Raw genomic sequence first — 7506 nt, 5'->3', positions numbered from 1 at the left:
CTCATCGAGATGAGGGAAGAGCTCCCTGAACTTCACCGCCAGCGCACTGCCCACGTCCCCAGGCACACCCACACCAGGACAACGACAACCGACCCCACGAGGTTGCACGTTATTAATCGACGCGCTCCAACTCGCCGCTGACAGAACGTCAGGAAACGTGGTTCAGGGCCGGGAGCGCAGGCGCGAGACGTTTGACCTCGCGGAGGACCGGGGCGGTCTCGATGCCCTGGATGCCCGGCAGCGGACCGATGCGCCGGTCGATGTAGTCGAAGAGGTCGGCCGGGCTGCGGAAGACGCCGCTGGCGACCAGGTTGGCGGTGCCCGTGACGGCGGCGGCGAAGGCGATCTGGTGGTGGGTGGCGAGGGTTTCGCCGACGGTTCGCAGGTGCGCGGGGGCCACGTTCAGCCAGAGCCGGGTGGGCATGTGATAGCCGAGCAGCCCGGGGTCGAAGTCGACGAAGAAACCCAGGGCGCCTTCGCCGCGGAGGCGGTCGAGGTGACGCTGGACGGTGGAGGGCGAGCGGCCGGTGGCCGTGGCGAGTTCGGGCAGGGTGGCGCGTCCGTCGCGGGCGAGTTCGGTGAACAGGGTGCGGTCGGTGGCATCCAACGGCAGCGGGGGAGCGGCGGGTTCCACCGCGGGCTCGGGGCGGAAGCGGGTGGCGTGCCAGGTGCTGGTGGTGCCGACGAAGACGCGCATCATGCAGTGGGCGCTGACCGATACCACGTGTGGGGTGCGCGGGAGCTTCTGCAGCAGCAGCGCGTTGCGCTCGTCCGGACTGCGGGTGTCGAGGGCGCAGTAGAGCTCGGTGCCGCCCGATGCGAGGGTGACCCAACTGGTGTCGGGACGGCGGGCGATGGCCTCGGCGATGGTGCCGGCGGCGTCGGGGGTGCAGTGCAGCCGCAGGAACCAGCGGGTCAGTCCCAGCCGGGAGGGCACGGGCCCGCCGACGATGCGCAGGCCCAGGGTGCGCAGCCGCCGGTGACGGCGGGCAATGGTGCGCTCGGAGACGTCCAGTTCCCGGGCGATGGAGCTGAAGGGGGCCCGGCCGTCGAACTGGAGGGAGCGGAGGAGGCGTTGATCCAGCGCGTCCAGGGTGTCGGAATCCACCGCCGTTCCCTCTCCTTCCGCCGGATCGTCCCGCTCTCCCGGCTGTGGCTCGGTATGGGGCCGGGCGGGCCCGGAAGGTGTGCGGGTCCGTCCTGTCCACTCTCCGGGAGCTTAAGTCATGCGTATCTGGGGGCCGTTGGCCGCCATCTGCCTGGGCACGTTCATGCTGCTCATCGACGTCACCATCGTGCTGGTCGCCCTGCCGGCCATGTCGGAGTCCCTGGACTCGTCGCTGTCGCAACTGCAATGGGTGGCCGACGGCTATGCGCTCGCCGTGGCCGCTGCCCTGCTCGGCGCCGGTATGCTCGCCGATCTGTACGGCCGCCGCCGGATGTACGCGGGCGGGCTGATCGTTTTTGCCCTCGCGTCGGTCGCCTGCGCACTGGCGCCCGGCATGGGCGTGCTCATCGCCGCCCGCATGGTCCAGGGCCTGGGCGCCGCGGCCATGTTCACCACCACCTTGTCCCTGCTCCGCACCCTGTACTCGGGCCGCCGCCTGACGTTCGCCTACGGGGCCTGGGCGGCGGTGGCCTCCAGCGCCGCCGCCCTCGGGCCGATCCTGGGCGGCCTGCTCACCCAGGCCCTCGACTGGCGGTGGATCTTCTACGTCAACGTCCCCGTCACCGTGCTCGCACTGATCATGACCTTCCGCTGGATCCCCCGCTCCGTGCCGGTGCGCGACGCCTCGCGGCGGGGTCCGGACGTCCCCGGCATGGTGCTGTTCGCGCTCGGTGCGGGAGGGTTCGTCTACGCCCTGACCGAGGCACACGCCCAGGGGTGGACGTCGGCCCGGACGCTGACGCCACTGGGCGCGGCGGTGGCCGCGTTCGTGGCCTTCGCCCTGGTGCAACGGCGCAGCGCGTACCCGCTGCTGGACCTGTCCCTGTTCCGCCGGCCGGCGTTCACGGCCGCGATGCTCGCGATCGCGGTCGGCGAGGGCACGGTGTACGGGATCCTGCCGTACACCTCCCTGTGGCTCCAGTCCGTCCAGCACCTCTCCCCGGTCGGTGCCGGGCTGGTGATCCTGCCGCACGCGGCGGCCGCGGCCATGGTGGCGTTGGCCAACGGCCGTTGGCTGCCCAGGCCGTCCCCTCGTCTCGGCACTGCCCTCGGGTTGTTTCTTGCCGGCCTTGGCGTGGGGGCCGAGGGCTTCCTGACCGCCGACTCCGGATGGCCGGTCCTGGTGGGCGGCCTGGCGCTGAGCGGCGTCGGCATGGGCCTGGTCTTCCAGGTCGCCGCCGCGCTCGCCCTCGGTGCCGTACCCGCAGAGCGCGCGGGCATGGCCGGCGGCGCGTACAGCACCTTCGAACAGCTCGGCTATGCATGGGGAGTTGCGGCCTTCGGCACGTTGGCCGTCTCCGCCATGACCGCTTCCCTCCACGGCAGGACCACCGATCCGGCCGGTGCGGCGCAGGCCCTCTCCGGTGGCGGTGCCGACACCCTCCTCGGCGCCGCACCGGCCGGGCAGCGGGCGGCACTCGGGCACACCCTGCACGCGGCGTTCGCCACCGGCCACAACACCCTCGCCCTTACGGCGGGCGCCGTTGCCGTGGTGTGTGCTGCGGTGGTTTTCCGGCTCACGGGCCCCCGGATAGGTTGGCCTGGCCAACACAGGAAGCAAGGAGCGAACATGTCTTTCCACGATGTGGAGATCGAGGCTCTGCAGGGCGGCCCGGCCGACCTGGCGCAGTACCGCGGCAAGGCCGTCCTGCTCGTCAACGTCGCCTCGAAGTGCGGGCTGACCCCGCAGTACGCGGCACTGGAGAAGCTCCACGAGCGCTACTCCCCGCGCGGCTTCACGGTTCTCGGCGTACCGTGCAACCAGTTCGTGGGCCAGGAGCCCGGCACGTCCGAGGAGATCGCCGCGTTCTGCTCGGCGACGTACGGGGTCACGTTCCCCCTGACCGAGAAGACGGACGTCAACGGCGAGCACCGCCATCCCCTGTACGCCGGGCTCGTGGGCGTCGCGGATGCGGAGGGGCATGCCGGCGACATCCGCTGGAACTTCGAGAAGTTCCTCATCGCCCCGGACGGCGCGGTCGCCGCCCGCTTCAGCCCGCGGACGGAGCCGGACGCGGCGGAGGTCATCGCGGCGGTGGAGGAGGTTCTGCCGGGCTGATGTTGGGGGGACCTGTTCCCTGGCGGATAGGTTGGCCACGGCGCCCCCTTGGGGGACACCGTGGCCATCGCTCCGCAGCGCCTCGCGTTGCTCGAAGCAGCCCAGCGGATTGCGCCCAAGGGCGTCAAAGTTGAGTACAGCAACGGCGCGATCGTCACGCAGGCAGTACCGACAGGGATCCACCAGCGGAACCTGTTCCATGTGCGTCGGCAGTTCGACGCGCATGTGCCGGGCGGTTCCATGCCGACCGAGAACACCGATCTGGAATCCCTCGATGCGGCGAAGCTCCGTAATCCTGACCTCACTTATCTGCCCGAGGAGGTCATGGAGGGCGAAGGCAATACGGTGCGGGCTGGCCTCGCGCTCATTGCGGTGGAGATCGTCTCGCCCTCCAACCCGGAGAACGACTGGGTGGGCAAGTTGAGGGACTACGCGGTGGTGCGCATCCCGCTCTACCTCATCGTCGATGCTTGCGATTCCATGGTGACACTGTTCTCCGAGCCCAACCACGACCGGTATCGCACGCGTACCGACCGGGAGTTCGGCGAGACCGTCCGCATCCCTGAACCCTTTGGATTCGACCTGGATCTCTCGCGGCTGAACCTTTACACGTGACCGTTCTGGGAAACACTGAGGCCCCGCCACCATTCGGCAGTGACGGGGCCTCAACGGCTTCTTAGATGTCGAAGTACGGGTGCGAAAGTGCGCTGACCTGCGTATATGGGGTCGGTGTACGGTGCCCGTGCACAGTGGGTGCATATGCTGGGCGAGGCGGTCGACTGCGGGCTGGCAACCTCAAGCGATTCTTACCAGCGGTGCTGTTGATTGGATCAGCCTTCGTCTCGCCCGGCTCTGGGCTCTTCGGGTGTCCGGCCTCTGCCGCTGGGGTCGACCGCGAGTGTGTCAGGGGCGGTGGCGCTCGCTGAGTGGTCCCCAGGGCCGGAGTCGGCATCACCATGTAGTTCCTGCCGTACCTGCCGCCACGCACGGATGACCTGTGGCAGCTTCGACAGCACCTCGTTGACCTGCGTCAGCAGCAGCATGACGCAGCCGAACGCTGCGAGGATGACCGGGGCCACTTCGTCCCACTTCATAGCGCGACCCCCACCTTCCGCAGGGATGGGTCGCTGGTCAGCGAGGCGGCTACATCATCGGCATACGGGAAACCGCTCCACCGGAACGTCCAATGGCGCCCCGACCCGCTGAGCTGCTTTCCGTACCAGCCCTTGTCTCCGATGGGGTGCCAACCTGTGCGTTCCAGAGGTTTGGAGAACCAGTTGTCGATCGCCCATCTTCCGTGTGGGTCCCTGGCCGCGGTGCGATGGACGAGTCCGGCCAGCAACTGCCTGGGCTCGCCCAAGAACTGCATACAGGTACGGACCAGAGATTTGCCAGTGCTTCTCGGCATGTCGATACCTCGTGCTAGCCGAGCAGGGCTTGGCGGGAGAGCCAGTCGAGGGCGTCCGCCCCCAGCTGGTCGGGCGCTTCGAACAATGCGGTCTCCACCGCCGTGAGGTCGGCCAGCACCTCGGGCGCGCCGGACCGGTCCAGCGCGGCGAGACGCTCCATCGCCGAGGCGACGGCGGCAGGCCAGCCGGGCATACCGAAGTGCGCGGGAGCTTTGAACGCGGCCGAAGTGGCTCGATGGAGCACTCCCGCGCGCCAGCCCTGTTCACGCATCACCTCAGCGGTGAACCAGACCCGGTTGTCGACGTGCTCGACGAACTCCGCCACAGATTCGGACACTGCCCGCAGAGCGAAGCGCGAGCCGCCGGCCCACGAAAGGTCCACATTCGAGGCGACAGCCACGAACGCGTGCAGCGCCTCGGGCCCGTCGTCCCGCGCGGCCATCAGCGCCGCGCGAGCTCTGCGGTACAGATCGACACTCTGTGCAAAGATCTCCCCGTCGCTCGGCCCGTCGTCGGCCGCGTGGATCACGTCCAGCGGCCCCTCGCGCCAGGCGTCGGCGACCAGACCGACTGCCGCCGCGCTCACCAGGACACCCGTGTCGTCCGCGTCGATGCCGAAGTGAGCCAGAGCGACGGGAGCCTGCTCCTCTATGCCTGGAAGTGGTGAGTGCTTCTTCTCGGCCTCCGCTCTCCCCAAGAGAGCCGCGAGCCGCGGTGACAGGGGCTCGGGCTGTGGCTTCTCCACGGTGATTCCGTGCTCAGCCAGATCGTCGAAGACAGCGTCCGGCCCGCAGTCGATCTGTGAGGAGTCATGTCGTCCCGAGCAGCCTTCCGGGCACTCGAACTCCTCGCACATCTCCGGCTCTTCGGGCTGCGCTTGGTTGATCAGGTGGTAGGCGAGCCGCTCTGCCACTGCCTCCCGCGCCGTGATCATGGCCAGGTCGAGCCGGAAAGCCTCGTCCCTCAGTGCCGGGCCCTCACGATCCGCAGAGGCGGGCGGCTCCGGCGTGTCCGGGACCCAGGCGTACGCCGATTCGAGCGAGACCAGCAGCCAGGCGACCCGCAGTGCCTCGGTGTCATCGTCCTGGGCCAGTCCGGCCACGGCCTCTGCAGCCTGTCGCACGTTGTCGAGCCGGGCGAGGTGGCGCTCGCGTACCGGCAGCCAGGCCGCGGACTCTGCTCGGGCCCTCTCGGCGTCCCCGGTCAGCGCCGCGTCACGGACCCGCCGCGCCCGAGCGACCAACCGGGTCAGACAGGGGTGGCAACCGAACAGTCCCGACTCGGGTGTCGGTCCGAGCGCTACGGGCAACCGATCCCCGAAGGGCTTGTCGCAGAGGCAGCAGTCCAGCGTCCCCACCTGCCGGGAGGTGGGGACGGTCGGCAGCGCGGACCGGATCATGGCACGGGCGTAGTCAGGGATGTGCATGGGCGGACAACTCCTCGGAAGACGGCGCCGGTTCGCTTACGGCGCTGCCTCCATGCTCCAGGCCGATTCCGATCGCTTGTCGTCGTTTGACGCCCGGGACGGGGAAGTTGGCGCAATCTGACATGGGGCCACCCTGCCTGCGACTTCTATGCTCTTGGCGCTATCTGGCGGTCATCCGGACCGCCGCCTGAAAGTCCGAAGGGATCCGCCGTTCCGTGACCACCGATACCGTCCGTCCTTCGAACGAAGCCCACCAGGAGCTGGTGCGCGCCCTGGAAGAACTCCATCGGGCGGCGGGCCGCCCGGGCATGCGGAAGGTGAGCGCTCTGATCACCGAGGGCGACCACCCGGCGCTCGTCAGCCACGAGGGAGTCCGAACGACCCTCAAGGGCTTGGTCGTCCCGCGCTGGGAGACCGTGCAGTCAATCGTGGCGGTGCTCGCCGTCTCCTGTGTCGATCCACCCCGGGACCCGACGGCTGAGGTGGCGCGGTTCCTTCCTCTCTGGCGCGCAGTGCGGGAGGGAGAACCGGGCGGCATGAAGTCGGCCCGGGAACTGGCCCTGTCGCAGGGCTGGGGCCCGGACGACGGGCAGTGGACCGCCGAGGCGGTCCTCGGAATGATGATCAACCCGTTCAACGCCATCGAGATCGACCCCTCGCTCGCGGTGCCGCACGAGCCGGTGGTCTCGGAGGACGAATGGGTGCAGGTCGGTGTCCGCCTCATTGAGGAGCACGGTGCCGAGCTCGCTCTGCGTGCCCTCCTGCGGACCCTGAAGGGCGACTACCTCGGTGCCGAGCAAGGCAGCCCCTTCGGCTACCACTACCCAGACCAAGCAGCGGTCGACGCGCACGCGGCCTTCCGTTACGGCTGTGACCGTATCCTCCGGCGCCTGACGGTCGAGCCGAATCTCCTTCAGCGATCGATCAGCGCCATGCACGCCGACGAGACGATGGACCGTGAAGACCGCATCGAAATGTTGCAGGCCGAATCGGATGCGTCCTTGATGCGGGAGATCATGACTGCGACCCCGGAGACCTGGCACGAACTCTCCGAAGAGGCCCACCATCAGATCTTCGGCTATCTCATCAAGGAGATCGGCCCGGTGGGCAGGTTCGGACTTCCGCCGGACCAGCGATTCCAGATCACCTGGCGCGTCCCCGAGCCGCCCGCAGCGTAGCTTCGCTCGTTCTCGTACGGAGCTCTCACGGCGAAGGCCGCCAACCCCCGCAGCGGGGGATGGCGGCCTTCGCGCGGAATCCGCGTCTCAGATGTCGAAGTAGAGCTCGAACTCGTGCGGGTGCGGCCGCAGTTGCATGGGCGCGATCTCATTCGTGCGCTTGTAGTCGATCCAGGTTTCGATGAGGTCGGCGGTGAAGACGCCGCCTGCCTGGAGGTATTCGTTGTCGTTCTCGAGGGCTTCGAGGACGGCGGGGAGGCTGGTGG

General features: G+C 68.8%; 6 protein-coding genes and 1 pseudogene. 3 read left to right on the top strand and 4 right to left on the bottom strand.

The features are described 5' to 3' along the window. Nucleotides 1-148 precede the first annotated feature (148 nt). Entirely contained in the window at nucleotides 149-1108 is a 960-nt protein-coding gene (locus ACV530_RS36330; RefSeq protein WP_494337006.1) for an Lrp/AsnC family transcriptional regulator, read from the bottom strand. A 118-nt stretch (nucleotides 1109-1226) separates the two neighbouring features. Here ACV530_RS36330 and ACV530_RS36325 point away from each other — a divergent pair, with 118 nt between their 5' ends. Together ACV530_RS36325 and ACV530_RS36320 are read left to right on the top strand one after the other, a co-directional pair. Continuing rightward, nucleotides 1227-3227 (top strand): DHA2 family efflux MFS transporter permease subunit, encoded by a 2001-nt coding sequence (locus tag ACV530_RS36325; RefSeq protein ID WP_494337005.1) that lies wholly within the window; start codon nucleotides 1227-1229, stop codon nucleotides 3225-3227. A 60-nt stretch (nucleotides 3228-3287) separates the two neighbouring features. Then, on the top strand, nucleotides 3288-3842 hold the full coding sequence (locus ACV530_RS36320; protein WP_494337004.1) for a Uma2 family endonuclease: 555 nt from the start codon (nucleotides 3288-3290) through the stop codon (nucleotides 3840-3842). Between the two features lie 215 nt (nucleotides 3843-4057). On the opposite strand, the gene ACV530_RS36315 is transcribed toward ACV530_RS36320, so the two are convergent. Together ACV530_RS36315 and ACV530_RS36310 are read right to left on the bottom strand one after the other, a co-directional pair. Continuing rightward, nucleotides 4058-4321: a hypothetical protein gene (locus ACV530_RS36315; protein WP_494337003.1), complete on the bottom strand. Its 264-nt coding sequence runs from the start codon at nucleotides 4319-4321 to the stop codon at nucleotides 4058-4060. 328 nt (nucleotides 4322-4649) lie between these two features. After that, entirely contained in the window at nucleotides 4650-6062 is a 1413-nt protein-coding gene (locus tag ACV530_RS36310; RefSeq protein ID WP_494337002.1) for a hypothetical protein, read from the bottom strand. Between the two features lie 215 nt (nucleotides 6063-6277). Here ACV530_RS36310 and ACV530_RS36305 point away from each other — a divergent pair, with 215 nt between their 5' ends. Further along, on the top strand, nucleotides 6278-7240 hold the full coding sequence (locus ACV530_RS36305; RefSeq protein ID WP_494337001.1) for a hypothetical protein: 963 nt from the start codon (nucleotides 6278-6280) through the stop codon (nucleotides 7238-7240). 87 nt (nucleotides 7241-7327) lie between these two features. Here the strand turns inward: ACV530_RS36305 and ACV530_RS36300 are convergent. Then, nucleotides 7328-7506: pseudogene (locus ACV530_RS36300) on the bottom strand (type I glutamate--ammonia ligase); the annotation flags it as partial.

This window comes from Streptomyces sp. SX-6 (genome assembly GCF_059089585.1).
Note: the sequence above shows the minus strand (reverse complement) of the source record. Positions and strands in the feature narration are given on the sequence as shown.